Genomic DNA, 25,976 nt, shown 5'->3' on the forward strand with positions numbered 1-25,976 from the left:
ATGACAACCCAAGTACAGGAATGCAGACATGAGTGATCCATTGGCCCTGAGTATGGATGGCGTTGAGCAGATCCCGCTACGCCGTTTTACCGAAGATGCCTATCTCAATTATTCCATGTACGTCATCATGGACAGGGCGTTGCCGCATATTGGCGACGGCCTGAAACCCGTGCAGCGCCGCATCATTTACGCCATGAGCGAGTTGGGCCTGTCTGCCGCCGCCAAGTATAAAAAGTCCGCCCGTACCGTGGGCGACGTGTTGGGTAAATACCATCCCCACGGTGATAGCGCCTGTTACGAAGCCATGGTGTTGATGGCGCAGCCTTTTACCTATCGCTATCCGCTGGTGGACGGGCAGGGGAACTGGGGGGCGCCGGATGATCCCAAATCCTTTGCCGCCATGCGTTATACCGAAGCGCGCCTATCGCGTTTTTCAGAGGTTTTGCTGAGCGAATTGGGACAGGGCACCGTGGACTGGGGCAGCAATTTTGACGGCACCTTGAAAGAGCCGCTGGTACTGCCCGCCCGTTTGCCGCACATTCTGCTTAACGGCATTACCGGCATTGCGGTGGGGATGGCTACGGATATTCCGCCCCATAACGCACGGGAACTGGCCAGCGCCTGCGTGGAGCTGCTGGATAACCCCTCCACCGCACTACCACGGCTGATGGAGCTGGTGCCCGGGCCGGATTACCCGACTGCTGCCGAGATCATCACGCCGCCGGAGGACATTGCCAAGATTTACGAAACCGGCCGCGGCACCATCAAGGCTCGGGCTGTGTATGGCGTGGAAGACGGTGAGATTGTGGTTACGGCCATTCCCCATCAAGCCAGCTCCAGCAAAATCCTGGAGCAGGTAGCGGCGCAGATGCAGGCGAAAAAACTGCCCATGGTCACCGACTTGCGTGATGAGTCCGATCATGAAAATCCGGTGCGGCTGGTGATAGTGCCACGTTCGAACCGGGTGGATTGTGCCCAGCTCATGGCCCATCTTTTTGCCACCACCGACTTGGAAAAAAGCTATCGCATCAACCTTAACGTGCTGGGGCTCGATGGCCGCCCGCAGGTGAAGGGATTAAAGCAACTGCTGAGCGAATGGCTGACCTTCCGTATTGCCACCGTGCGTCGCCGTCTGGAATTCAGACTGGATAAGGTATTGTCCAGGCTGCATATTCTGGAAGCCTTGATGATCGCCTTCCTCAATATTGATGAAGTGATTGAGATTATCCGCTTTCACGAAGAACCCAAAGCGGAACTGATGCGCCGTTTCAGCCTCAGTGACAAACAGGCGGAAGCCATTCTGGAGCTGAAACTGCGGCATCTGGCAAAACTGGAAGAGATTAAAATCCGCGCAGAACAGGATGAACTGGAAAAAGAACGGGAAAAACTGCAGCAGTTGCTGAGCTCCGAACGTCGCCTGAAAACCCTGATCAAAAAAGAGCTGCAGGCGGATGCCGCCACTTACGGCGACAATCGCCGTTCACCGCTGGTGGTGCGCACCGAATCCAAGGCGTTGTCCGAGCAGGATCTGGTGCCAAGTGAAGCCGTTACCGTGGTGCTGTCGGAGAAAGGCTGGGTGCGTTGTGCCAAAGGGCACGATATTGATGCTGCCGGACTTTCCTATAAGGCTGGGGATCGTTTCCTGTGCGCTGCCCCCGGGCGCAGCAATCAGCCGTCGGTCTTCATTGACAGTGCCGGCCGGGCATTTTCCACCGACACCCATACCCTGCCATCCGCCCGTAGCCAAGGGGAACCCATCACCACCCGCTTTAACCTGGTGCCAGGTGAAACCATGGAGCACGTGCTGCTGGGGGATGATGAACACAAATACCTGTTGGCCAGTGATGCCGGTTATGGTTTTATCTGTGAATTCAAGGATATGGTGTCCCGCAACAAGGCCGGTAAAGCCCTGCTGACATTACCGGCCAATGCCAAGGTGTTGACGCCAAGGCCATTGGCGCCAGGGGTGGCATATTCCATTCTGGCCATTACCAACGAAGGGCGGATGTTGCTGTTTTCGGTGGATGCACTGCCCCAACTGGCCAAAGGCAAGGGCAACAAGATTATTGGCATTCCCGGTGAGCGCGCCAAATTGCGAGAAGAGCTGCTCACCCACCTGCAGCTTATTCCCAATGGTGCCAGCGTTACATTGTGGGCAGGCAAACGCAAGCTCACCTTGAAAAGCAGTGATTTGGAATACTACCGCGGTGAACGCGGACGCCGGGGTTCCAAACTGCCCCGCGGGTTGCAGCGGGTAGACAGTATTGATGTGGAAGCTGACGGTGTAACTCCTGAAGCATAACCATTATTGCCGGTGTTGATGCACTGCCGGGGCGGCGGGTGAAGCAGATGACTGCAGCCCCGCCGCTTTTTCATTATGGGCGGTCAACCGTGGCGGATTGTGGCTGGCGATCACAGGCTATTTGATGCTCATCATTTTGATGCTCATCATTGCAGCCATGATGTATGTAGGGGTAATGGAAATACAGATGAAACGCCAAAAGTTTGAAAGCAAATATACCGTTGATTATAGCCAGGAAGAACGTGCAGAGGTGTTATTTGGCATACCGCTAATAGAATTATTCGGGCTTGAATTTTATTGGGATAAAGCAGAATACGATGAAATGATGCAAATTTGCCGCATTGAGGTCTACCCAGAGAGTATAGATAAAGAGATAAGGGCGCTGATTAATCGTACCTATACCATCCTCGAACCATCAGCTAGATTTGACGATACTCAATGCCGTATGGGTGAGTTGATGTTGCAATTTGACCTGATGGGTTACATGGTATCGTGGAAGAAAGGCCAACGTGATGAAGTGATAGCGGCCATTAAAAAACGCCATACTGACCCGGAGGCTTTTGAAGACGCAGTTGAGAACGATCATCCAATCCGAGCAAAACCACTCCCACCAGGTGTTTATTACTAACGAGCATTAGAAGGCCGGGCTATGCCCGGCAGTGTTGGTATTGCCAATGCCTGAGATTTGCATTGGGCGTTGGGGGGCGGCCGGCCTGTACCGGAGAGGCAAGCGCCTTGCATTTGCTTGTAAGGCGTTATGCCACTTCGTAGTAATTGGGTTCCAGCTCCAGCTGTTGCTGTATCACTACCATGGCCATGCGGCTGCATTTACCGCACTGATCCCCTACGCCCAGCCGTTGTCGCACCTGTTTGAGACTCGTATCCCCCTGGCTGACAGCCTCACGGATCTGTGTATCGGTAATGGCATGACACAAACAAACGTACATAGATGCGAAACTCCGAAACCCCAACCATTGATTGCTTGTTAGTATAAATAAAAATACTTCTCAATAACAACTATGGGCGGCGTTTTTTTAACCCGGATCACAACCGTTGTGCCATGAAGTTGGCAATTTTTGCTAGCGACCTGTTCCTCCCCGCGGCCAGCCAGGCTGCATATCGCCTTTGGTGCCTGTATAAGATGCTTAAGACACGTCTGGCAGTGTTAATAGCCCCGCTGAAAACTCACCTGATACAGCAATGGCTGCTGTTGCTGCCAGCGCCGGAAATTATCCACAAAAATCTCGACCACCTGATGGGGAAAGCTGGGGGCGGCAACATGAGGGGTGATGATGGCGTTTTCTTGCTGCCATAACGGGTGGCTGGCAGGTAAGGGTTCTTGTACAAATACGTCCAATACCGCAGTTAAATCGCCGCGTCGGGACAATAAGGCACTGAGCGCCGTAATATCCACGGCATTGCCTCGCCCTACATTAAACAGCATGGCGCCGTGCTTGAGCCGGGCCAGATGATGTTCATCAAGGATGTTGGCCGTGGCGGGAGATGCCGGCAGGGTGTTGATGACCACATCGGCCATCGCCAGGGCGGCCGGTAATGCATCATTGCTGATGATGTCTGCAAATGCTGCGGGGTGATGGCCGCTGCGGTTCATGCCCACCGTGTGCATGCCAAAGTGACGGGCGGTAGTGGCAATATGGCAGCCAATGGAGCCTGTGCCCAGCAGCAACAGGTTTTTTCCCTGCAGACTCTGGTATTCCCCCGGTTGCCATAAGCCTTGCCGTTGCTGTTGCCGGTACAGCTGCTGCTGGCGGCAATGGGCCAACAGGTAGCCAAAGACATACTCGCTCATCAAGGGGCCAAAAATCCCCTTGATATTGGTCAGCCGGTAATCGGTGCGGCTTTTGGGCGTTAGCAGTTTTTCCACACCGGCAAAGGTGGATTGCAGCCATTTCAGCTCTTTGGCATGGGGGAGCAAGGGGGCGGCCAGAGCCGGTTCGGCCAGCCAGATATCCGCTTGGGCTATGCTGGCCGGGGCGTCGTCCAGCAACTGCAAATCGGGTAGCGCTTGTTGTAATAACGCTTGGTAACGGGGGTTTTCCCGGGTGAGCAGTAGCAACTTGTGAACCATGTCCAGCTCCTATATGCTGGCGGCACCAGTCATCACCGCCGCCAATATCATGCATTATCTTGTTGAATACCTGACCAAACTGGGCACCATGCTGTATCCATGGCTGGGTGAAATTGCCTCTGCCATGGTGGCGTGTCTGGTATTTACCTTCGGTGTGGATGTTAACCGTTGGCTGCGGCGCCGCTTGGGGGCCCGCGGTTTTATCATGCGCACCCTGATTTTCATTCTGCTCAATGCCTTTGGCTATGGCTTGCTGATTGTGCTGGCCAGCCCGTGGTTGGCAAGGCAGATGGCCCACATGCCGGCATTATGGCTGTTGCTGCTGGTTGTTGCCACGTTCATGGTGGTGGGTGTCTGGGCCCAGCGCAATCAGCAAAGCTGACGTCACTCAAACCAGCGGCGGTAGTCCCGGGTTGACGGCTCTGCCAGCACTTGGCGGGCTTTGTCCGGGAAATTACTGAAAATGCCATCCACGCCCAATTGCTGTAACGCGCGGATGTCGTCAATGTCATCCACGGTGTAAACGTTTACCTTCATCCCGCGCTGATGGGCATCCGCCACCAGTTGCTTACTGATGAAATTGATGTCCAGATGCAAGGCGCAAGCCTTGAGGGCACTGGCACAATAGGCCAAATCTTCCGGAATGCTGGCCAGTAACGGCGCCACGCATGCATCGGGAAACCGCTGTTTGACCTGCCGCAAATAGGGATGATTGAAGGATGATATCAGCAGCTGTTGTGGTTGATAGCCAAGTTCATGCAAGTAGCTGGGGTATTGGTTTAAAAACGGTGCAACGCAGCCAATGCCCTTTAACTCGACATTTACCGTTATCCGCCCGGCAAGGGCCTGCAACACTTGCCTCAGGGTGGGAATGGTTTCCCCGCCCACCCGCAGCGCACTGATTTCCTGCAAGGACTTGTGGTGAATAAGCCCGCTGCCATCACTTTTATGGGCCAGTTGCCTGTCGTGAAAAACCAGCAGCTCCCCTTGCACGTTGTGCACGTCCAGCTCCACGCCATCGGCGCCAAGTTCTTGTGCCAGCAGCATCGACTTCAAGGTGTTTTCCGGCGCGTAACCACTGGCGCCGCGATGGGCAAATACCAACATGTTCAGCCTCTTACCACAACATCAAGTACGGTGTCTTAGATGTCAATGTGCTGCGCTATTTTGGCAAAAGGGGCGCCCATGCGGGTGGTTTCGCCAGGTTCCACATCATCGGCAAATTCATCCAAGGCATCTTTGGCAAACAGCAGTACAACGGTGCTGCCCAATTTAAAGCGTCCCATCTCTTCCCCTTTGCGCAGGGTGATGGCCTCTTTGCCCTGAGTGTCATAATCCCAGACAAACACTTTTTTGCCGGTGGGCGGGGTGACGGTGCCGGCCCAGACGGTTTCAATACTGGCCACAATGGTGGCGCCAACCAGTACCATGGCCATGGGGCCAATGGCGGTTTCGAAAATGGCCACCACCCGCTCATTTCGGGCAAACAGCCCCGGTACGTGACGCGCGGTCAGCGGATTGACGGAAAACAGCTCTCCGGGAATGTAGATCATTTTGGAGAGTACCCCGTCGCAGGGCATATGGATGCGGTGGTAGTCTTTGGGGGCCAGATAAATGGTGGCAAAATCGCCATCGTAGAATCTGTCGGCCACCTCCGCTTTGCCACCCAGTAATGACAGTGCGCTGTAATCGTGGCCTTTGGCCTGAATGATCCGGCCATTTTCAATGTCGCCGCATTGGCTCACGGTGCCGTCAACCGGATGGGCAAGATACAGCGGATCATGGCATAACGGGCGAACCCCCGCTTTCAGGGCCCGGGTAAAGAAGGCATTGAAACTGCGGTAGTCATCCGCCTCAGGCAATTGCGCCTCGGCCATGTTGATGTGGTAGTGCTTGATAAACCAGCGAATGGCTGCCGTGGTTACCGCACCAGCTTCTGCGGCGGCCAGTTTGCCAACGGCGCGGGACAGCAGATGTTTTGGCAACAGGTATTGCAGCGCAATCTTCAGTGTATCCAAGGTACAGTTCCTTCTTGCAAGATTCAAACGTCATCCATGCCGGCACGGAACTGTCGCGCATGGCGCTGTTCATCCAGGCTGGCAATAATGCGGTGGTAGTTATTAAATCGATCTTGGGCAATTTTGCCCTGCTCAACAGCTTCACGCAATCGGCAACCGGGATCATCCAGATGTTTGCAGTCGCGGAATTTACAGCCACCGAGGTACTCACGAAACTCCACAAAGCACCAACTGACCCGTTCAGCGCTTAGGTGCCACAGGGCAAATTCCCGTACCCCGGGGGAGTCAATCAGGCTGCCGCCAGAGGGAAGGTGCAGCAGTTTGGAGGTGGTGGTGGTGTGTTGCCCAAGGCCCGAATTGTCCGACACATCGCCAATAAGCAGTTTGGCACCGGGCAGCACGGCATTGATTAACGAGGATTTGCCCACGCCGGACTGACCGGTGAAAATGCTGACTTTGTCATCCAGCAGGTGCTTGAGCTCCTCTATGCCCGCCAGGGTTTGGCCGCTTGCTTCATATACCTGATAACCAATGGCGCGGTAACGCTCCAGTGCCTTGTCGATGGCCGGGGCTTGCTCTTCGGTTAACAAATCCACTTTATTGAGGATGATGACAGGGGCTATGCCGCAATCTTCTGCAGCCACCAGGTAGCGGTCGATAATCTGGGTGGAAAATGCCGGAACCACGGAAGAAACAATCAGAATCTGATCAATATTGGCCGCGACAATTTTTACCCCGTCATAAAGATCCGGACGGGTCAGGCTGGAGTGACGCTGATGCACCGCTTCAACAATGCCGCTTACCGTGCTGCTGGGGTCTGTTGCCTGGCGCACAATCACCTTATCGCCACAGACCAGACTGCCAATGGTGCGGCGCAGATTGCAGCGGACAAGCTCTCCTGTGGCGGTTTCCACATCGGCATGCTGGCCAAAACGGGAGATGACAATGCCTTCCTGCTCAGGCCCCAGCAGGCTGTCCTGCAGTTCATTTTCAGAGGCGTCGGTACGATTACCCCGTTGCAACCGTTTCTGATGATTGGCTTTCATGCGGCGCAACTGGCCATGGGTCAGTTTCTTTTTGCTCACGGATACCTTGGTTTGTTGGAAAGCTTCGAAAAGCAGTATGATACACGGTCTTGGATAAAAAAGCCTGAATGGCGGGCGGGAGACAGTGCATTATGGCAGCCAATGCTGAAAACTTGATTTGGATAGATTTGGAAATGACAGGGCTGGAGCCTGAGGTTGACCGGGTGATTGAGATTGCCACCCTGGTAACGGACAAGGAGCTGAATGTCATAGGTGAAGGGCCGGTGATTGCCATTCATCAAGACGATGCCGTATTGGCGGCAATGGATGACTGGAACCAGCAGCACCATGGCGCCTCCGGATTGATTGAACGGGTGAAACGCAGCCAGTACAGTGAAGCGGATGCCGTGCGCCAAACCATCGCGTTTTTGGAAACCTTCGTGCCCAAAGGCGCATCCCCCATGTGCGGTAACAGTGTGGGGCAGGATCGGCGCTTTCTGAACAAGTACATGCGCCCCCTGGAAGACTATTTCCATTACCGCAATATTGATGTCAGCACCGTCAAGGAGCTGGTGCGCCGTTGGCAGCCGGACATCATGCAGGATTTTAAAAAGCAAAATACCCACCAGGCACTGCAGGATATTCAGGAATCCATTGCTGAATTGCGCTTTTATCGGCAACGGGTATTTAAAATTTGAGCATTTGACAGATAATTCGCGTGATAGGGGTTGCAGGGGTTGGAAATTTGCCTATAATGCGGCCTCACCTTCCCGCTGGTTCTGAAATCAGTTGGAATGCGGTGCGACATTAGCTCAGTTGGTAGAGCGATACCTTGCCAAGGTATAGGTCACCGGTTCGAACCCGGTATGTCGCTCCAATCCTGATTAAAACGCCGTTAGGCAGAAGATGCGACATTAGCTCAGTTGGTAGAGCGATACCTTGCCAAGGTATAGGTCACCGGTTCGAACCCGGTATGTCGCTCCAATTTCAGGATGTTTCACCTCATGTTGCGACATTAGCTCAGTTGGTAGAGCGATACCTTGCCAAGGTATAGGTCACCGGTTCGAACCCGGTATGTCGCTCCAAATTTCCTTTTCTGTGATACCTGTAACGTCTTCCCTGACCTAATTCATTTGGCTTTAATCGCCATTGTTCACTGTGGTTGTTGTTTGGCGCTCATGATTTGCAATCGCCTGAAATTCCATTTATCACCCAAAGCCCATGATGATTTTTGTGATCTATCGTAAGTTTGTTGCATGATTGCTAATATAGTGGCCGACCAATACCCGTAAATTATGATTCCCGTCATGTATTCGGCTGAGAATTGCTTTCATAATGAACACATACTCGAATCAACCTCAAAATTGCTGCTGAAAATGGAGGGTGCCGGATGCGTATCCAACAATTGCGTGAACTTTTGGAATATATAGCTGAATGTCGTCTTGATATGGCCAAGATGTATCATCGGCTGCATAACCAGGCTGATTCTTCCCGTGCCAAATTGGTGCTGGAATATTTTGAACAACATCAAAAAGATGTGGCGCAACATCTGGAAGACTACCTTGATACCGCGCCGGCAAAAGTGCTGGATGCCTGGTACAAGGATTTTGTGTTCGAAGATTTTAAAAAGCGCTGTCAGGATGTGATGCTTCCGGCCAACATGAATGAAGATGATGTACTGGAGCTGCACCTGGAGCTGGATAACGCCCTGATTGGCCTGCTGGAAAAAACCGCAGCCTCCTCATCTGCCGCAGAAGTGAAAAGTGCGCTGGAGGATTTGGTTCGGGTGGAAAAAATTCATCAACACAGATTGGTGCACAGCACCATTCGCATGGAAGACATTTAGGTACCCTTGCCGTTTGGCTCTTATCTTCAAGTGAAATAGCACCTTTGCGCCCGGCAATTTGCCGGGCTTTTTTATGGTTCATAATACGATCTTCTGATATAGGTCATAAACAGCGGATATCCGGATTGCTAGTCTGAGGGAAATTGCCACAACATCGCGCGGTGCTTCATGCCCCGCCAACGTGAAGTATTGGAGAACACTATGGCACAGGATTTGTCACATTTACCTTCCGGGTTATATACCTCCGCCACCGTGAAACAGGCCGAACAGGCTTGGGTTGATGCCGGTGAAGGGGATTTGTATCAACTGGTGGAGCGGGCAGGCAAAGCCGCATTCGAACTGCTGAAATCCTCTCTGAAACGCCCGCAAAAAGTGCTGGTGGTCGCCGGGCAGGGCAATAATGGCGCCGATGCCCTGGTGTGTATGCGTCATCTGTTACAGGCCGATATCGAATGTGCCTTATTGCTGCATCCCGGCACCCACCCTACGGCGCAATGGCAGCAGGCATGGCAGCAGTTGCAGGATTTCAGCTTTGAGCGGCTTGCTAGCGACGGCTGGATTGAGGCCGATATCATTGTGGATGGCCTGTTGGGTACGGGCATTCGTGGCCAGCTGAGCCCTGAGGTGGCGTTGCTGATTGATAACATCAATCTCAGTGATGCCAAAGTCCTGAGCCTGGATTTACCTTCCGGCATCATGGCTGATACCGGTGCGGCCAGTGGGAGTGCGGTGCAGGCTGACATGACCTTGATTATGGGCGCATTGAAACAGGGATTGCTCACCGGCCGCGCCCGTCATTGTGCCGGCGAGCTGCATTTTGCCGATATCGGGCTTACCCCTTATCTGCCCGCCCCCGAGGTGCAACGGGTGGATGGCCATATGCTTGCCGAGATTTTTAAAGCCCGCCCCCGCGACAGCCATAAGGGATTATCCGGCAGAGTGACCATTATCGGGGGGGATTACGGCATGGCCGGTGCCATACGCCTGGCCGGAGAGGCATGCTTGCGGGCGGGAGCCGGACTGGTGAGCGTGATAAGCCGTCCGGAACATCAACTCACCGTGAATAACGGCCGCCCGGAACTGATGTTCAGGGGATGTGAGCTGGTGGACATGGAGGTGTATCAGCGTCTTGGCTGGGCCGATGTACTGGTGTTGGGTCCCGGCCTTGGGCGCCATGACTGGGGTTATAACCTGTTCAAGGCCGTGGGGTTAACGGAAAAGCGCGCGGTGGTGGATGCAGATGGCTTGAACATTCTGAGCACCGAGCCCAGATGCCACCCCAATTGGGTATTGACGCCCCATCCTGGAGAAGCTGCCACATTGCTGGGCTGTGATAGCCATGCCATCGAGGCTGACCGCTTTGCTGCCGTGCGGCAACTGCAACGCCAATATGGCGGCACCGTGCTGCTAAAAGGCGCCGGTACGCTGATTTGCAATGGCTCGCAGTTGTATGTGGCGCCTGTGGGCAACCCGGGGCTGGCCAGCGGTGGGTGCGGTGATGTGTTATCTGGTATAATCGGCGCACTGATGGCCCAAGGGCTGGAGAACTTTCTGGCAACCGTCGCCGCTGTGGTGGTGCATGGTGAAGCCGCTGATCTTGCAGCCCGTGATGGTGAACGGGGCATGCTGGCAAGCGACTTGATGCCTTGGATCCGTCATCTGGTTAATACACAATAACCCGGCCGTAATCCCCGAATTTGGATCCTGAAAAGAATGACGAGCTTGCACTCTTTGACGTTACACCTGCGTGATGAACAACAAACCGTTGCCTTGGGCCAGCGTTTGGCCCGTTTACTGGCGCCGCCGTTGGTGATTTACCTGACAGGCGAACTGGGCGCCGGCAAAACCACCTTCAGTCGCGGGTTGATCCAGGGGTTGGGACATCAAGGCAATGTGAAAAGCCCCACTTACACGCTGGTGGAGCCTTATGCACTTGATGGGCTGGATGTGTACCATTTTGATCTCTACCGCTTGAGCTCACCGGAAGAACTGGAATACATGGGGATCCGGGATTATTTTAACGAACACAGCCTGTGTATTGTGGAATGGCCTGAGCAAGGCGCGGGATGTTTGCCTGCAGCAGATATACAGTTGCATATCAAGTATGTTAATACTGAGCGGGAAGTTGTCATTAACGCCTGTAGTGAGCCAGCCAGGATGCTATTAGCAAAATTACACAATGATGCCCAGAATTTATAACATCAAGACCCGTAACAGCGTCGCCAGCTACCTTTTTTTCTGCCTGTTGTGGCTGGTGTGCGCGTCCGCTTTTGCCGCCTCAGCCAATACCCTCAACAGTGTGCGGATTTGGGGCGCGCCAGACTCCACCCGTGTGGTATTCGATCTGGCCGGCAAACCTCAGTACGACACCTTCACCCTAGCCAATCCCGAACGTTTGGTGATTGATCTTGGCCACACCAAGGCCAAGCGTGGCGTTATCGAAAAACTCAGCAACAACAGTAAATTGGTCAAAAGGGTGCGTTTCAGCTCATCGCCAGCTAAAGGCACGCTTCGGCTGGTGGTGGACTTGGCCCAGCCCGCCAAGCATAACGTGTTTTCCCTGCCGCCCACCGGCCCTTACGGTAACCGGCTGGTGGTGGATTTCACCCAGGGGGGCACCAGCCGCATTGCCCGTGAAGTCAAATCCCTTGGGGGCAATGACCGGGATGTGATTATTGCCGTGGATGCCGGACACGGCGGGGATGACCCGGGCTCGATTGGCCCCTCCGGTCTTTATGAAAAAAAAGTGGCTCTGCAGATAGCTGACCGGGTTGCCGCCAAATTGAATGGGGTGCCCGGCATAAAAGCCATACGCACCCGCACCGGTGATTATTTTGTGGAGCTTAACCGCCGCTCGGAGCTTGCCCGGGAAGCCAAAGCGGACTTATTGGTGTCCATTCATGCGGATGCTTTCACATCGCGCCACCCCAGGGGGTCCTCGGTATGGGTGCTGTCCAATCGCCGGGCCAATACCGAGATGGGGCGCTTGCTTGAACAAAGCGAAAAAGTGTCTGAGCTGCTCGGCGGCGTGGGCGAGATTGTGCAAAATACCGATAACGAACAGTATCTGATGCGCACCTTGATTGACATGTCCATGGATAACTCGCGCACCACCGGCTATCGGGTGGCCAGCAACATCCTGCATGATATGGGGAAAGTGACCCGGCTACATAAAAAGGAGCCGGAATATGCCAGCCTGGCGGTGCTAAAGGCGCCGGACATTCCGTCGCTGCTGGTGGAAACCGGGTTTATTTCCAACCCGAGCGAAGAGAAGCTACTCAAAAGCGCCAAACACCAGAATCAGCTGGCCAACGCTATCGCCCAGGGGATTCGGCGCCATTTTGAAACTTATCCCCCGGAAGGCACCTTGCTGGCCAAACGGGGCAATATCAAACACCGGGTGGTGCGCGGCGAGTCCTTGTCGGTGATAGCACAGCGCTATCAGGTGTCGGTTGCCTCCATCAAAAAAGCCAACAAACTCAAGTCGGATGTGGTGCGCATCGGGCAACAGTTGGTGATTCCAAGAGCCTGAGGTAAATATGGCCATTCAGATATTACCGCCGCAACTGGCTAACCAGATTGCCGCCGGTGAAGTGGTGGAACGTCCCGCATCCGTGGTGAAAGAGCTGGTGGAAAACTGCCTGGATGCCGGTGCCACCAAGGTGGATATTGAAATTGAAAAAGGCGGCGCCAAATTAATCCGCATTCAGGATAACGGGGGCGGCATAGATAAAGCCGATTTGCCGCTGGCATTATCTCGCCACGCCACATCCAAGCTGCATTCACTGGACGATTTGGAAACCATTTTGAGTTTCGGGTTCCGCGGCGAAGCGCTGGCCAGTATCAGTTCCGTATCGCGCCTGTGTCTCACCTCCCGTACCGAACAGCAGTCAGAGGCCTGGATGGCGTATGCCGAAGGCTCTGAAATGGCCGTTAAAATCCAGCCGGCGGCGCACCCCGTGGGCACGACCATCGAAGTGGCGGATCTGTTTTTCAATACGCCCGCCCGCCGGCGTTTTTTGAAAAGCGACAAAACGGAATTTTCCCATATTGATGAATGGCTCAAGCGCATGGCTCTGGTGCGTCCGGACATTCAGTTAACCCTGAAGCACAATGGCAAGCAGGTGCGCCATTACCGCCCCGCCACCCGGGACGACCAGTTTTTACAGCGGCTGGCGCAGGTGGCCGGACGGGATTTTGCCGAGCAAGCCGTGCAGGTGGAATGCGCCCATGAAGGGCTGCATCTGAGCGGTTATCTGCAATCGCCGTTGCAAATCACGGCGCAAGATACCCATTATTTTTATGTGAATGGCCGTCTGGTGCGGGACCGCTTGGTAAACCATGCCGTGCGCCAGGCATTTGCGGAGCTGGATGAAATAGAGCAGCCGGGCTATGTGCTGATGTTGCAGCTCGACCCTCACCAGGTGGATGTGAATGTGCATCCTGCCAAGCTGGAAGTCCGCTTCCATCAGGCGCGCTATGTTCATGATTTTATTTTACAAGCGCTCACATCGGCGCTGGAGCAATCTGCCCTCATTAAGCCAGGATTAAGCGATAATCCGTATAGTGAAGCGCCGGGTGCAGATGACGCTTTTTATGCGCCCCCTAAAGCGGCAATAACCTCAGGGGATGCCACTGCAAAAATGCCTGGCACCAGGGCAGAGGAAAATCCTGCCGGTGACGCCGCTGGCGCTTGGCAACACTCCGGGCATGAACGCCATGAGGAACGCCAGCATCCTGCAGCGCAGCGACCTAGCTACACCGCTGCCGGCGCGCCATCAGCGACGGCATTACACAGTTATGGCGCATTGCTGAGCACTCCGGGGCATGTCAATGAAAGCGCGCAAAGCATTGCGCCTTCGCCGCCATTGCTGGATGGTGCCTATTGGGTGGTGACTCATGACGCGGATTTATTGTTATTGCCCGTGAAGGCGGTGGCCAGTGAACTGCAGTACCGGCAGATACAGGCCAAACTGGCGCAGGGGTTGCCGTCTCAACCATTGCTGATGCCGGTGGCACTGGCGACGCAGGAAAACTGGAAACAGCTGCTGGCAACCCACCATGAACGTCTACAGCATCTGGGATTTGAGCTCAATATTCGTTACCAGCAGTTGATAATCAAAAAAGTACCCCCATATCTCAGGGATACTCAGCTGGCATCGCTCATTCACGAATTGTTGACATGGTTCGAGCAGGATGCACAGATAACAGACGACGCGTTAGCGCGGTGGATGGCGACAAAAAGCGTTCAGGGATTCGTGTCGGCACCCGTGGTGTGGCAAGCCCTGCACCTGCTGGATGACACTGCAAAAACAGAGATTTATAAGATGGCCAAGGCATTGCCCTGGCGAGACTGGTTGGAACAGGCAACGTGAGCGATACAGCAAAACCCAGAGTCATTACCCTGATGGGCCCTACCGCATCGGGAAAAACCGCATTGGCTTTGTCTTTGGCTGAACACCACAACTGCGAAATCATCTCGGTGGATTCTGCGCTGATTTACCGGCAGATGGACATCGGCACCGCGAAACCCACCGCAGAAGAGCTGCAGCGGGCACCGCACCGCCTGATTGATATTCTTGATCCGCTGCAAAGTTATTCGGCCGCGGATTTTAGGGCCGATTGCATCGCCCATATTGAAGCGATTCTCCAGCAAGGCAAAACCCCGCTATTGGTGGGGGGCACCATGATGTATTTCAAGACCTTGCTGGAAGGGTTATCGCCATTGCCCAGCGCCGATGAACAGGTTCGGGCCGAAATCGCTGCACAAGTGCAGCAAAAAGGCTGGCAGGGGCTGCACGATGAGCTGGCCGCCATTGATCCGGTGGCGGCAGCCAGAATTCACCCGAATGATCCGCAACGATTATCCAGGGCGCTGGAGGTTTACCGGATCAGCGGCAAAACATTAACGGAATTGACCCAGTCCAAGGGCTCAGCGTTGCCTTATGATGTGGTGCAGTTTGCCATCGCGCCCCAAGAACGAGCCGAATTACATCATAAGATAGCGTTGAGGTTCGAGCAGATGCTCGCGGCGGGATTCATCGCAGAAGTGGAAGCGTTAAAAGCCCGCGGTGACCTGCATTTGGCGTTACCCTCCATGCGTTGTGTGGGGTATCGCCAGTGCTGGCAGTATCTGGACGGAGAATATGGTTACGCTGAAATGACAGAAAAAGCCGTAGCGGCTACTAGGCAATTGGCAAAGCGTCAATTAACATGGTTGCGGGGATGGCCTGAGCTGAACTGGCTGGAGAGCGGTGCAGCGGGAAATTTAGTTACACTTATACGGCAATGCCGCTAGCTTAATGGTAGCCGCTGTATAATACTAAAACTCAAAAGAAAGTAGCACTGTTGGATTAATACAATATAAGTAAAAGGAAATAAAAAATGGCTAAGGGGCAATCTTTACAAGACCCATTTTTGAATGCGTTACGCCGTGAACGCGTTCCCGTTTCAATCTATCTGGTAAACGGCATTAAATTGCAGGGGCAGGTGGAGTCTTTTGATCAGTTTGTTATTTTGCTGAAAAACACTGTAAGTCAGATGGTTTACAAACATGCCATTTCCACAGTGGTGCCTTCCCGCCCGTTTAATATGGGCAGTAGTCATCAGGGGGCTCAGGCGGCAGGTTACAATGCCGGCAATGATGACAACAGTAACGGTGAGCAGTAATCGCGAGGAGTTCCTTCTTGTTTGAACGCTATGAAGCGGGAGAAACTGCAGTTCTGGTGCATATTGATTTTACCGATGAAGACAGTCGGGAAGATTTGCTGGAATTGCAGTTACTTGTAGAATCCGCTGGCGCGCGATCAGTTGGGGTGATCACCGGAAGCCGAAAAGCGCCAGACCGCAAATTTTTTGTGGGTAGCGGTAAAGCTGAAGAGCTGGCTGCACTGGTGGCGGCCACTGATGCCAACGTGGTGATTTTTAATCACGCCTTAAGTCCGGCCCAGGAACGTAACCTGGAAATCCTGTGTCAGTGCAGGGTGTTGGATCGTACTACCCTAATTCTGGATATTTTTGCCCAGCGGGCCCGTACCCACGAGGGTAAGTTGCAGGTGGAGCTAGCGCAATTGCGCCACATGTCAACGCGCCTGGTTCGGGGCTGGACTCACCTTGAGCGTCAAAAAGGGGGGATTGGCCTGCGTGGTCCGGGGGAAACCCAGCTGGAAACCGACCGCCGCTTGTTGCGTGGCCGGATAAGATATATCAATCGCCGACTGGAAAAAGTAGACAAACAGCGTGAACAGAGTCGTCGCGCCCGGCAGCGCAGCGACATGCCCACCGTGTCTTTGGTTGGTTATACTAACGCCGGTAAATCTACATTATTCAATACATTAACTGAGTCTACGGTGTATGCCGCCGATCAGTTGTTTGCCACCCTGGATCCCACCTTACGCAAACTGGCATTAACCCATGGCGCAGTATTTTTGGCGGATACCGTGGGGTTCATCCGCCACTTGCCCCATGAGCTGATTGCCGCATTCAAGGCAACATTGCAAGAAACCCGTCAAGCAGACTTATTGCTACACGTGGTGGATTGTGCTGATGCCAACATGGATGATAATTTTGCACAGGTGCAAGAGGTGCTGGAGGAAATCGAGGCCGGCGACATTCCCCAGCTAGTGGTCTGTAACAAGATCGACTTGCTGGAGGAGCTTGCGCCTAAAATTGATGTGAATGCGGAAGGTCTGCCTTATCGGGTATGGATTTCGGCGCAGCAAGGGCTGGGACTGGATCTGTTGAAACAGGCCATCGAACAGCTTGTGGGCAGCACCATTGTCAATGTGATGCTGAAAATCCCGGCCGCAAAAGGCCATTATCTTGGTTATTTTTATAATCTGGACGCGATACAGCAGAAAACGTACGACGACCTGGGGAACTGCATTTTGTCGGTACGTTTACCAGAAGCGGATTGGCAACGGCTTATCAAGCAGAGTGACGGCGAAATAGAAGATTTGGTCTGCACTGCTGAAGAAGATAATGCTATTTGTTAATATTCTCTTTAATTCATCCTATAACGGAGTATTAAATGGCTTGGAATGAGCCCGGTAACAAGGGCAATGACCCTTGGGGAAATAAGGGCGGCAATGACAAAGGACCGCCAGATATGGACGAAGTGTTCCGTAATCTGTCCAAACGATTCGGTGGCAAAGGCGGCGGTGCCGGTTTCAGTATCGGTGCGGTGGTGATTGTCCTGGCAATTGCGTTGGCGGTATGGGCATTTTCCGGTTTCTATACCATCAAGGAAGCCGAGCGTGGCGTAGTACTGCGCTTTGGGCAGCACATTGGTGATGTGGGCCCGGGCTTGCACTGGAAAGCGACCTTTATTGATCGGGTCATGCCGGTGGATATCTCATCCGTGCGCGCCATTCCTGCCTCAGGCAGCATGCTGACCGGTGACGAAAACGTGGTGCAGGTTGAGCTGGACGTACAGTATAAAGTGACGGATGCCTACCAGTACCTGTTCAGTGCCGTGGACCCTCGCGCCAGCCTGAGTGAAGCGACCGACAGTGCGCTGCGCTATGTGGTGGGACATTCCAACATGGATGACATCCTGACCACCGGCCGGGCACAGATCCGTGATGACACCTGGGCTGAAATTGAACGGATTATCCAGACTTACAACCTTGGGCTGACCATTGTGGATGTGAACTTCCTGCCCGCACGGCCACCAGAAGAAGTGAAAGAAGCTTTTGATGATGCCATTGCCGCCCAGGAAGATGAACAGACCTACATCCGTCAGGCAGAAGCGTATGAACGGGAGATTGAACCCAAGGCCCGAGGTCAGGTACAGCGCATTAGCGAAGATGCCCGTGCATACAAGGAACAGGTGGTTCAGGATGCCGAAGGTGCCGTGGCCCGTTTTGAAAAACTGTTGCCAGAATACAAACAGGCACCGGAAGTGACCCGTAACCGTTTGTATCTGGATGCCATGCAGGATGTTTACAGCCACACCAACAAGGTACTGGTGGATGTGAAAAACAACGGCAACTTGATGTATCTGCCGCTGGATAAGCTGTTATCCGGCAACCAGGCATCGGATGCTGCACTGAACGGCCACAACGGTACGGACAAGGATCCGGTCACCAGCTTCGGCATGAAGTCGTTAAACGCCGGTAACAGTGATACAAGCATTTCAGGACGGCTTCCCCGCGAAGATCGTACACGTCAGGGGAGGGAGTAATCCATGAGCCGATTTTTATTAGTGATTGCTGCTTTTTGTATCGGGATTGTATTGTCCTCACTGATGGTGGTGAACGAAGGCGAACGGGCGATTGTTTCCCGCTTTGGTGAAGTGCTCAAAGATAACGTGGATGGCGAGATGATCACTCGGGTGTATGCACCAGGGCTGCATCTCAAAGTGCCGATGATTGACAAAATCCGTTATCTGGATGCGCGTATCCAAACCCTTGATGGCGCTGCCGACCGCTTTGTCACCTCCGAGAAAAAAGACCTGATGGTTGACTCTTACGTGAAGTGGCGCATCAAGGACTTTGAAATGTATTACCTGGCCACCAATGGTGGTATCAAGTCCAATGCCGAAGCCTTGCTGCAACGCAAAATCAACAGTGATCTGCGTACTGAGTTCGGTAAGCGCACCATCAAGGAGATTGTCTCGGGTGTCAGCGAAGACGCCAGTCGTCAGGGGGAAGGCAGTACCCGTGACGAGCTGCAACGCCAGGCATTGCTCAATGCTGCAAAAAGTGCTGAAGACTTGGGCATTGAAGTGGTTGATGTGCGGGTAAAACAGATTAACCTTCCAGCCAACGTCAGCAACAGCATCTATCAGCGGATGCGGGCAGAACGTCAGGCCGTTGCCAAGGAGCATCGCGCCAGAGGTAAAGAGGAAGCGGAAAAAATCCGTGCCCGTACCGATGCCAACGTGGTGGTGACCTTGTCCAATGCCCGTCGTCAGGGCCAGGTGGTGCGTGGTGAAGGGGATGCCCTAGCCGCCAAAATCTATGCGGATGCTTACCAGAAAGATCCTGAGTTTTACCGTTTCTTGCGTAGCCTGGATGCTTACCGGGCAAGCTTTAACGGTAAATCGGATGTGATGGTACTGGCACCTGACAGTGATTTCTTCCAGTACATGAAAAGAGAAACCAATTAAGCCTTGTGGCTTGATGATGCAAAACCCGGTGAATGCCGGGTTTTGTTTTTTTAAAGGGTGCAGTTTCCCCCTCGCCACCATGGGCATCCGCTGGCAACCGGGGATGACACGGCGTTTGCCAGCGCCCATAAACGCCATGAGAATATGGTCGTTACCGGCGAATCATGCAATTGACGTATTTATTATGATCTGCCCGAGATTTTTTTTATAATGCGCCCCAGGTTTGCCTCCAGGGTGTGAGCAAACAACAATTACTGCCCAAAATGTGATGTAATGCCAAATCGTTGTAGTGATAGTCGTTGTGGAGATACAGGATGAGTGATGCAACAGCAGATAGCGGCCGCCGTCGGTTCCTGGCTATCACCACCGTTGCGGTAGGTGGTGCAGGGCTTGCTGCCGCATCCATTCCCTTTATTAAATCCTGGAATCCCACTTTGCGGGTAAAAGCCGCCGGCTTGCCCATAGAAGTCAATATCAGCAAGCTGGAACCCGGACAGATGATCCGGGTGGAATGGCGCGGTAAACCCATTTGGGTGGTACGTCGCACCCCGGCCATGCTCGCGGCGCTGGGGAAGCATGATGAGCGCTTGCGGGACCCGGATTCCCAGGAGCCGCAGCAACCCAAGTATGCCACCAACGCCACCCGCTCCATCAAGCCGGAGATTTTTATTGCCGTGGGCATTTGCACTCATCTTGGCTGCTCGCCCACGTATGTGCGGGATGGCTTCTCTGACGAGATGGATGGCGTCGAAGCCGGCTTTTTCTGCCCCTGTCATGCCTCCGGGTTTGATATGGCCGGGCGGGTATTTCAGGGACAACCCGCGCCGCTGAATCTGGTGATCCCACCGCACCGTTATCTGGATGATAACCGGGTACTGATTGGTGTTGATGAGGAAACGGGCTAATGCACAAACTCTTACAATGGCTGGATGAGCGTTTGCCGGTCAGTGCCACTTACAAACGGCATATCGGGCAGTATCCGGCGCCCAAAAACTTCAATTTCTGGTATCTTTTCGGCTCTTTGTCGCTGCTGGTGCTGGTCAATCAGCTGCTCACCGGCATTTGGCTGACCATGAGTTATGTGCCCACCGTGGAAGGGGCTTTTGCATCCATCGAGTACATCATGCGCGATGTGCAATACGGCTGGCTGCTGCGTTACATGCACTCCACCGGCGCCTCGGCGTTTTTCTTCGTGGTGTACCTGCACATGTTCCGCGGCCTGTTATACGGCTCCTATCAGAAACCCAGGGAACTGCTATGGGTGTTCGGCATGGTGATCTTTCTGGTGCTGATGATGGAAGCCTTTATGGGCTATCTGTTGCCATGGGGACAGATGTCCTACTGGGGTGCCCAGGTGATTATCTCGCTTTTTGGTGCCATTCCTGTCATTGGCGATGATTTGGCATTATGGATCCGTGGCGATTACATTGTTTCCGGTGCCACGCTGAACCGTTTTTTTGCGTTGCATGCCATTGGGTTGCCCCTCATTTTGGTGGTTTTGGTGTTTTTGCACCTGATTGCGCTGCATGAAGTCGGCTCCAATAACCCCGATGGCATTGAAATCAAAAAGCAAAAAGATGATGACGGCTGGCCGCTGGATGGCATTCCGTTTCATCCCTATTACACCGTCAAGGATTTACTGGGTATTACCGTGTTCCTGCTGATCTTCTGTTACCTGATCTTTTTCATGCCCCAAGGCGGCGGGTTGTTGTTGGAAAATCAGAATTTTGCGGCGGCAGATCCCTTGAATACGCCGGATCACATTACGCCTGTTTGGTATTTCACCCCGTTTTACGCCATGTTACGGGCCATCCCGGATAAATTGGGGGGAATGGTGGTCATGGCCATGGCCGTGGCAGTACTGTTTTTGATGCCGTGGCTGGATCGCTGCAAAGTCAAATCCATCCGCTACCGGAGCTGGTGGCACAAAGTGAATCTGTTGCAGTTTGCCGGCTGTTTCATTGCGCTGGGCGTTATCGGACTGATGCAGGAAACCGCTGTGCTTAAAGCGCTCGCACGCCTCTTGACGGTGGGATACTTTGGCTTTTTCATCGCGCTGTGGCTTTATAGCAAAAACGAACCGACCAAACCGCTACCAAACAGGGTGACTTTCAAATGAGGTATGTGCTGAGTTTGCTGTTGCTGTTTTCTGCCCTGTTGCAGGCAGAAGAGGGAATGCCACCCTTACCGGCGGATTTGGGGCAGGCTGAGCTGCCTGCCATGCAACGTGGTTTGGCGGCATTTCAGCGTCACTGCGCCAGTTGCCACAGTACCCATTACCAACGCTATAACCAGGTGGCCACTGACTTGCAGATCTCCGCGGCACAGATGAACGCCTATATCATGACCGGTGCCAAACCGTTTGAGTTGATGGAAAACGCCATGTCCAAGAAGGAAGCCGCCCGCTGGTTCGGCATGGCGCCTCCGGATTTAACCTTGGTGGCAAGGGTGCGGGGGGAGGCTTGGCTGTACCGTTTCCTGCACGGTTTTTACCGGGATGCCAAACGTCCCTTTGGGGTCAACAACCTGCAGTCTCCTTACACCACCATGCCCCATGTGTTGGAAGATTTGCAGGGCATTGCCGAACCCCTCATCACGATGGACAAGGGAAAGGACAAACCCAAAGCGCAGGTAACCGGGGTGCAAATGGCCCAAGGCGGGCAGCTCAGCCCCGAGGAATATGATCGCCTGGTTCGGGACCTTATCAGTTATTTGACTTACACGGCCGAACCCATGAAACAGCAACGCCAAGCCATTGGACAGTGGGTGATGGCATTTTTGCTGTTCTTCCTGCTTTTGGTGTGGTTGCTGAAGAAAGAATATTGGAAAGATGTGCACTAACGGCAGTTACAAGGTAGAATACATCATCCGCATAATGTAAACGGGGGGCTTTGCCCCTCGTTTGCATTTGTTTTTTTCGATTCTGGAGGGTATCAATGGCTGTCGCTGCCAATAAACGCTCTATTATGACCCTGTTTTCCGGGGCTGACGATCTCTATAGCCATCAGGTCCGTATCGTGCTGGCTGAAAAAGGGGTGACAGTGGATGTTTTGCAGGTTGACCCGAATGATCTGCCGGAAGATCTGTTAGAACTTAATCCTTATAATTCAGTGCCAACACTGGTTGATCGGGAATTGGTATTGTACGAGAGCCGTATCATCATGGAATATCTGGATGAACGTTTCCCGCATCCGCCATTAATGCCGGTTTATCCAGTGTCCCGTGGTCAGACACGCCTGATGATGCACCGTATCGAGCGGGATTGGTACAGCCTGGTGGATCGCATCCGCAACGGTGACCGCGCTGATGACGCCCGTAAAGAGCTGTTGGAAAGCATCCTGTCCATTGCCCCGATTTTTGCAGAAATGCCTTTCTTCATGAGCGAAGAATTTGGCTTGGCGGACTGCTACCTTGGCCCGCTGTTGTGGCGTTTGCCAGCCTTGGGCATTGAGCTGGACGGCAAAGCTTCCAAAGAGATCAAGGCTTACATGACCCGCGTGTTTGAGCGTGAATCATTTAAGGCGTCGTTAACCGAAGCAGAGCGTGAAATGCGCATGGGCCTGTGATGAAAGGTTTGACTCCCAGTCGTCCTTATCTGTTGCGTGCATACTATGAGTGGCTCATGGATAACGAGTTGACCCCCCACGTGGTGGTTGATGCAACAGTGCCAGGTACCCAAGTACCGCTGCAGTACGTGAAAGATGGCCAGATTGTGCTGAATATTACCGCCTCGGCAGTAGGCAACCTGCAGATGGATAACGATGCCGTGACATTCAACGCCCGGTTTGGTGGCGTGCCCCAGCAGGTATTGTTGCCCATCGCCGCGATTGTGGCCATTTATGCCCGGGAGAACGGGGCGGGTACCGTGTTTGACATGGAAGACGCTTATTTGCTGGAAGACGGGGAAGAATCCTTCCTCAATGTGGTGGACGATACCGATGCTGATGTGGCGCTGACCTCGGACAGCGACTCGGCTGAAACGCCATCAGGCAAGCATCCATCAGGCAAGAATAAGGGACGGCCCCATTTAACGCTGGTGAAGTAAACGCTTTCGCGAGCAATAAAAAAACCAGTCATGCCGACTGGTTTTTTATTGCGCTGACCAGAGAAATGACATCGGGCATCGATATGGATCATGCTGATGATATATGATGCTTTACTCATGTCGTTGACAGTATACCCTGTTATCATCATTGCAAAATTGACTTAGGAGCAGCTATGGGGCGTCCAAAAATTCCCCGCAGGATTTGTGGCAGACCTGCCGATTCCTGTTTTAAACCCAACGGCATTCCCATGACGGAATTGCCTCGGGTATATCTGGCCCCTGACGAATTTGAAGCCATGCGTTTGGTGGACTTTCAAGGGATGCAGCAGCAACAGGCCGCTCAGGAAATGGGTGTGTCACGCCAGACCCTGGCCAACCTGGTCAAGTCCGCCCGTTATAAAATGAGCGATTGCCTGATGCATGGCAAGGCGCTGATCATGGCGGCCGAGGCTCAGGAAAAAGCAGCCGGCTGACCCCTCCTTTCGCCCACAATCCCTCTTCTTGCAGCTGCGCCCCGGCACTTATTCGCACCACAAATGCCGGGGTGTCAATTCGCTTGCTCCCGTAATAATAAATTCTTACAGAGTATTACCCCGCCTTAGGGAGTGAGTTTTCTGTTTTGTGATAAAAATGGTTGCATTCAATCCATAAGTTTATTCTTATAGAAGGCAATTTCACGCCGCAGAAAAAGTGTTATTTTCAATCGTTATACTCCGGAAGGGAAAGCCACGGCCTGGCGGTTTCATCACCCATGACACCGGTGTATTTTTTTGTTACGGCAAGCGCCTGCGGTGCTGAGATCTCAATTGTAATAAACAGGAGTAAGTATGACCAAGATAGTGATTGTCGGCGGGGTTGCAGGGGGTGCATCTGCAGCGGCGCGGGCACGTAGGATGTCAGAAACCGCACAGATCATCATGTTGGAGCGCGGTGAGTTTGTGTCATTTGCCAACTGTGGTTTGCCGTATCATATCGGTGGCGACATTACCTCCCGTAGCGCACTGTTGCTGCAAACTCCCGAAAGCTTCAAAAAGCGATTCAATGTGGATGTACGGGTGTTCAATGAAGTGGTGTCTGTGGATGCGGCCAAGAAAACCCTACAGATTAAAAATTTGCTGACCGACGAAAGTTACGAAGAAAGCTACGATAAATTGTTGCTAAGCCCCGGTGCCTCTCCGGTTAAACCCCCCATTAGCGGCATCAATAATCCCCATGTGTTCACTTTGCGCAATGTGGCGGACATGGATGCCATTATCGCGGCGCTGATTGCCCAGAAACCACAACATGCCACCGTGGTCGGTGGCGGCTTTATCGGCCTGGAAATGGTGGAAGCGCTGCATCAGCGCGGGATCCGCACCTCATTGCTGGAGCTTTCGCCTCAAGTGATGGCGCCGGTAGACCCGGAAATGGCCAACATCCTGCATCGTGAGCTGCTCAACAAGGGCGTGGATCTGCGCCTCAATACCGGTTTGACCGCAGTGGACAGCTGTGATGCCCTGCCGGCAGAACCGGAAGCCACCGGTGCTTATGATCAGCCAACCGCTCATCAGCCTACATTGAAACTGTCGCTATCCTCCGGACAGTCATTAACCACGGACATGGTGATTATGGCCGTGGGCGTGAAACCGGAAACCATGCTGGCAAGCAGTGCCGGGGTGGCATTGGGCGAACGTGGCGGCATTAAGGTTGATAGCCGCATGTGCACCTCGGATCCGGATATCTATGCGGTGGGTGATGCGGTGGAAACACCGGAATTTGTCACCGGCGCTGCCGCCTTGGTGCCCTTGGCCGGGCCGGCAAACCGTCAGGGGCGCATTGCCGCCGACAACATGCTGGGGCTGGATAAACACTATTCCCGCACCCAAGGCACCGCCATTTGCAAGCTGTTTGATTTGGCCATTGCCAGCACCGGCCTTAATGAGAAGGCCCTTAAACGCTTGCAGCAGCCCTATGAGAAAATATACGTGCACACCGCCAGCCATGCCGGATATTATCCTGGCGCAACACCGGTGACCCTCAAATTATTGTTTGATCCCAAAACCGGGCAGATCCTCGGAGCGCAGGCGGCCGGTATGGACGGCATTGACAAGCGCATTGATGTGCTGGCCGTGGCGCAGCGCGCTGGCATGAGCGTGCGGGATCTGCAGGATCTGGAATTAACCTACGCACCGCCTTTCGGTTCTGCCCGCGATGTGGTGAACCAGGCCGGCATGGTGGCAACCAACGTGCTGGATGGCGATGAGGAACTGTGCCATTCAGAAGAGGTGGCCCAGCCCAGTGCCGAGCAGTTGATATTGGACGTGCGTAATCCGCCGGAACTGGTCAACGCTGGCGCCTTCCCACAGGCTCTTAACATTCCGCTGGATCAACTGCGCCAACGGCTGGATGAACTGCCCAAAGACAAAGAGCTGCTGGTTGCCTGTCAGGTGGGGCTGCGTGGCCATGTGGCGTACCGCATGCTGTGCCAACATGGTTTCAAGGCCCGTAACTTGACTGGTGGTTTTAAAACCTTCCAGATGGTCATGGCCAAATTCTGAGCC

General features: G+C 53.6%; 26 protein-coding genes and 3 tRNA genes. 24 read left to right on the forward strand and 5 right to left on the reverse strand.

Features of this window, described 5'->3' with window-relative positions:
• Positions 1 to 28: 28 nt before the first annotated feature.
• Together parC and ACIDEJ_RS08110 are read left to right on the forward strand one after the other, a co-directional pair.
• Entirely contained in the window at positions 29 to 2,302 is a 2,274-nt protein-coding gene (parC, locus tag ACIDEJ_RS08105) for a DNA topoisomerase IV subunit A (RefSeq protein WP_411987581.1), read from the forward strand.
• Between the two features lie 124 nt (positions 2,303 to 2,426).
• Positions 2,427 to 2,930 carry a hypothetical protein gene (locus ACIDEJ_RS08110; protein WP_411987582.1) on the forward strand — a complete coding sequence of 168 codons (504 nt, stop codon included), beginning with the start codon at positions 2,427 to 2,429 and terminating at the stop codon, positions 2,928 to 2,930.
• Between the two features lie 127 nt (positions 2,931 to 3,057).
• On the opposite strand, the gene ACIDEJ_RS08115 is transcribed toward ACIDEJ_RS08110, so the two are convergent.
• Positions 3,058 to 3,249 carry a bacterioferritin-associated ferredoxin gene (locus ACIDEJ_RS08115; RefSeq protein WP_411987583.1) on the reverse strand — a complete coding sequence of 64 codons (192 nt, stop codon included), beginning with the start codon at positions 3,247 to 3,249 and terminating at the stop codon, positions 3,058 to 3,060.
• A 218-nt stretch (positions 3,250 to 3,467) separates the two neighbouring features.
• Positions 3,468 to 4,391, reverse strand: a complete 924-nt coding sequence (locus tag ACIDEJ_RS08120; RefSeq protein WP_411987584.1) for a D-2-hydroxyacid dehydrogenase — start codon at positions 4,389 to 4,391, stop codon at positions 3,468 to 3,470.
• Between the two features lie 49 nt (positions 4,392 to 4,440).
• On the opposite strand from ACIDEJ_RS08120, the gene ACIDEJ_RS08125 reads away from it, so the two are divergent.
• Complete coding sequence (locus tag ACIDEJ_RS08125) at positions 4,441 to 4,773, forward strand: DUF3392 domain-containing protein (RefSeq protein WP_411987621.1); 333 nt, start codon at positions 4,441 to 4,443, stop codon at positions 4,771 to 4,773.
• Between the two features lie 2 nt (positions 4,774 to 4,775).
• Here ACIDEJ_RS08125 and ACIDEJ_RS08130 read toward each other — a convergent pair whose 3' ends face one another.
• From ACIDEJ_RS08130 to rsgA, 3 genes are read right to left on the reverse strand one after another with little or no spacing between them, the layout of a single operon-like run.
• Positions 4,776 to 5,498, reverse strand: a complete 723-nt coding sequence (locus ACIDEJ_RS08130; RefSeq protein ID WP_411987585.1) for a glycerophosphodiester phosphodiesterase — start codon at positions 5,496 to 5,498, stop codon at positions 4,776 to 4,778.
• 35 nt (positions 5,499 to 5,533) lie between these two features.
• Positions 5,534 to 6,409: an archaetidylserine decarboxylase gene (asd, locus tag ACIDEJ_RS08135; protein WP_411987586.1), complete on the reverse strand. Its 876-nt coding sequence runs from the start codon at positions 6,407 to 6,409 to the stop codon at positions 5,534 to 5,536.
• 23 nt (positions 6,410 to 6,432) lie between these two features.
• Entirely contained in the window at positions 6,433 to 7,494 is a 1,062-nt protein-coding gene (rsgA, locus tag ACIDEJ_RS08140; RefSeq protein ID WP_411987587.1) for a small ribosomal subunit biogenesis GTPase RsgA, read from the reverse strand.
• Positions 7,495 to 7,586: 92 nt separating this feature from the next.
• On the opposite strand from rsgA, the gene orn reads away from it, so the two are divergent.
• From orn to ACIDEJ_RS08245, 21 genes are all read left to right on the forward strand, one after another.
• Positions 7,587 to 8,132, forward strand: a complete 546-nt coding sequence (gene orn / locus ACIDEJ_RS08145; protein WP_411987588.1) for an oligoribonuclease — start codon at positions 7,587 to 7,589, stop codon at positions 8,130 to 8,132.
• A 103-nt stretch (positions 8,133 to 8,235) separates the two neighbouring features.
• A tRNA-Gly gene (locus ACIDEJ_RS08150) sits at positions 8,236 to 8,311 on the forward strand.
• Between the two features lie 31 nt (positions 8,312 to 8,342).
• Positions 8,343 to 8,418: transfer RNA gene (locus ACIDEJ_RS08155), tRNA-Gly, on the forward strand.
• A gap of 25 nt (positions 8,419 to 8,443) precedes the next feature.
• Positions 8,444 to 8,519: transfer RNA gene (locus tag ACIDEJ_RS08160), tRNA-Gly, on the forward strand.
• Between the two features lie 305 nt (positions 8,520 to 8,824).
• Positions 8,825 to 9,280, forward strand: coding sequence for a ferritin family protein (locus tag ACIDEJ_RS08165; protein ID WP_411987589.1), 456 nt, complete (start codon positions 8,825 to 8,827; stop codon positions 9,278 to 9,280).
• 201 nt (positions 9,281 to 9,481) lie between these two features.
• On the forward strand, positions 9,482 to 10,957 hold the full coding sequence (locus ACIDEJ_RS08170; RefSeq protein ID WP_411987590.1) for an NAD(P)H-hydrate dehydratase: 1,476 nt from the start codon (positions 9,482 to 9,484) through the stop codon (positions 10,955 to 10,957).
• 45 nt (positions 10,958 to 11,002) lie between these two features.
• Positions 11,003 to 11,479 (forward strand): tRNA (adenosine(37)-N6)-threonylcarbamoyltransferase complex ATPase subunit type 1 TsaE, encoded by a 477-nt coding sequence (tsaE, locus tag ACIDEJ_RS08175; protein WP_411987622.1) that lies wholly within the window; start codon positions 11,003 to 11,005, stop codon positions 11,477 to 11,479.
• Positions 11,463 to 12,812 (forward strand): N-acetylmuramoyl-L-alanine amidase, encoded by a 1,350-nt coding sequence (locus ACIDEJ_RS08180; RefSeq protein WP_411987623.1) that lies wholly within the window; start codon positions 11,463 to 11,465, stop codon positions 12,810 to 12,812. Before tsaE ends, ACIDEJ_RS08180 begins: the two co-directional genes overlap by 17 nt.
• A gap of 7 nt (positions 12,813 to 12,819) precedes the next feature.
• Entirely contained in the window at positions 12,820 to 14,655 is a 1,836-nt protein-coding gene (gene mutL / locus ACIDEJ_RS08185) for a DNA mismatch repair endonuclease MutL (protein ID WP_411987591.1), read from the forward strand.
• Between the two features lie 32 nt (positions 14,656 to 14,687).
• Positions 14,688 to 15,578 (forward strand): tRNA (adenosine(37)-N6)-dimethylallyltransferase MiaA, encoded by an 891-nt coding sequence (miaA, locus tag ACIDEJ_RS08190; RefSeq protein WP_411987624.1) that lies wholly within the window; start codon positions 14,688 to 14,690, stop codon positions 15,576 to 15,578.
• Positions 15,579 to 15,664: 86 nt separating this feature from the next.
• Positions 15,665 to 15,949, forward strand: a complete 285-nt coding sequence (gene hfq, locus ACIDEJ_RS08195; RefSeq protein WP_411987592.1) for an RNA chaperone Hfq — start codon at positions 15,665 to 15,667, stop codon at positions 15,947 to 15,949.
• A gap of 17 nt (positions 15,950 to 15,966) precedes the next feature.
• Positions 15,967 to 17,274, forward strand: a complete 1,308-nt coding sequence (gene hflX, locus ACIDEJ_RS08200; RefSeq protein WP_411987593.1) for a ribosome rescue GTPase HflX — start codon at positions 15,967 to 15,969, stop codon at positions 17,272 to 17,274.
• A gap of 35 nt (positions 17,275 to 17,309) precedes the next feature.
• The gene (hflK, locus tag ACIDEJ_RS08205; protein ID WP_411987594.1) at positions 17,310 to 18,464 is read left to right on the forward strand and encodes an FtsH protease activity modulator HflK; all 1,155 of its coding nucleotides are present in this window, start codon (positions 17,310 to 17,312) and stop codon (positions 18,462 to 18,464) included.
• 3 nt (positions 18,465 to 18,467) lie between these two features.
• On the forward strand, positions 18,468 to 19,391 hold the full coding sequence (gene hflC / locus ACIDEJ_RS08210; RefSeq protein WP_411987595.1) for a protease modulator HflC: 924 nt from the start codon (positions 18,468 to 18,470) through the stop codon (positions 19,389 to 19,391).
• A 314-nt stretch (positions 19,392 to 19,705) separates the two neighbouring features.
• The gene (gene petA, locus ACIDEJ_RS08215; RefSeq protein WP_411987596.1) at positions 19,706 to 20,296 is read left to right on the forward strand and encodes a ubiquinol-cytochrome c reductase iron-sulfur subunit; all 591 of its coding nucleotides are present in this window, start codon (positions 19,706 to 19,708) and stop codon (positions 20,294 to 20,296) included.
• Entirely contained in the window at positions 20,296 to 21,510 is a 1,215-nt protein-coding gene (locus ACIDEJ_RS08220; protein ID WP_411987597.1) for a cytochrome b, read from the forward strand. Before petA ends, ACIDEJ_RS08220 begins: the two co-directional genes overlap by 1 nt.
• The gene (locus ACIDEJ_RS08225) at positions 21,507 to 22,232 is read left to right on the forward strand and encodes a cytochrome c1 (protein WP_411987598.1); all 726 of its coding nucleotides are present in this window, start codon (positions 21,507 to 21,509) and stop codon (positions 22,230 to 22,232) included. Before ACIDEJ_RS08220 ends, ACIDEJ_RS08225 begins: the two co-directional genes overlap by 4 nt.
• A gap of 95 nt (positions 22,233 to 22,327) precedes the next feature.
• Entirely contained in the window at positions 22,328 to 22,957 is a 630-nt protein-coding gene (gene sspA / locus ACIDEJ_RS08230) for a stringent starvation protein SspA (RefSeq protein ID WP_411987599.1), read from the forward strand.
• Entirely contained in the window at positions 22,957 to 23,436 is a 480-nt protein-coding gene (locus ACIDEJ_RS08235) for a ClpXP protease specificity-enhancing factor (protein WP_411987600.1), read from the forward strand. Before sspA ends, ACIDEJ_RS08235 begins: the two co-directional genes overlap by 1 nt.
• Before the next feature lie 173 nt (positions 23,437 to 23,609).
• Complete coding sequence (locus tag ACIDEJ_RS08240; protein WP_411987601.1) at positions 23,610 to 23,909, forward strand: DUF134 domain-containing protein; 300 nt, start codon at positions 23,610 to 23,612, stop codon at positions 23,907 to 23,909.
• A 354-nt stretch (positions 23,910 to 24,263) separates the two neighbouring features.
• Complete coding sequence (locus ACIDEJ_RS08245; protein WP_411987602.1) at positions 24,264 to 25,973, forward strand: FAD-dependent oxidoreductase; 1,710 nt, start codon at positions 24,264 to 24,266, stop codon at positions 25,971 to 25,973.
• Positions 25,974 to 25,976: the final 3 nt, after the last annotated feature.

It is taken from the genome of Shewanella mytili, assembly GCF_046765975.1.
In the GTDB taxonomy this organism is placed as follows: Bacteria; Pseudomonadota; Gammaproteobacteria; order Enterobacterales; family Shewanellaceae; genus Shewanella; species Shewanella mytili.